The sequence below is a fragment of the Flavobacterium sp. FPG59 genome (assembly GCF_002150205.1).
Taxonomy (GTDB): Bacteria; Bacteroidota; Bacteroidia; order Flavobacteriales; family Flavobacteriaceae; genus Flavobacterium.
Genome location: NZ_MTCA01000416.1, coordinates 1 through 658, shown reverse-complemented (window position 1 = coordinate 658; position 658 = coordinate 1). Strand labels below are relative to the sequence as shown.

1 protein-coding gene and 2 tRNA genes are annotated in these 658 nt (G+C 35.9%); 1 reads left to right on the top strand and 2 read right to left on the bottom strand.

All coding sequences use genetic code 11. The annotated features are described in order from the left end of the window. The coding region (locus tag FPG59_RS16390; protein ID WP_140344736.1) for a transposase at positions 1-372 on the top strand (372 nt) is incomplete at its 5' end. Between the two features lie 122 nt (positions 373-494). Here the strand turns inward: FPG59_RS16390 and FPG59_RS16385 are convergent. Continuing rightward, positions 495-580 (bottom strand) — tRNA-Leu (locus FPG59_RS16385). Positions 581-588: 8 nt separating this feature from the next. Then, positions 589-658, bottom strand: a tRNA-Phe gene (locus tag FPG59_RS16380).

Here is a 658-nt window from a genome sequence, read left to right as displayed (position 1 = left end):
AAATCTAAATGGTCCGAAAACCAAATAGAACGTGCCACGCTATTATTTGAATTATATCACGATATCGAAAAAGCATATAATTTAGCACAAGAATTGAGAAATATATTTGAGAAAACAACTGATAAAATCATTGGACTCTCAAGATTAGCTAAATGGCATGAAAAAGTAAGTCAATCTGGATTTAAGTCTTTCTATATAATCTCAAGATCTATAATAAATCATTACCAAACCATAATGAGCTATTTTGATAACAGAAGCACAAACGCATCTGCAGAGTCGTTCAATGCCAAAATAAAAGCATTTAGAGCTCAATTTAGAGGCGTTAAAAATGCTGCATTTTTCCTCTTTAGGCTAAAAACTATTTATCCTTAATTTTTCATTCCCCACAGGTTTTGGGATTGATCCCATCTTTTTCCAAGATCTTAAATTTAAATTTGGTACAATATAAACGAAAAAAAAACTCCAACACGACTGTGTTGAAGGGTTTCTCTATGTACTCAGAGCGGGACTTGAACCCGCACGAACATTGCTGTTCACTGGATTTTAAGTCCAGCGTGTCTACCAATTTCACCATCCGAGCTATGGTTGTGGTACCTCCAGGGATCGAACCAGGGACACATGGATTTTCAGTCCATTGCTCTACCATCTGAGCTAAGGT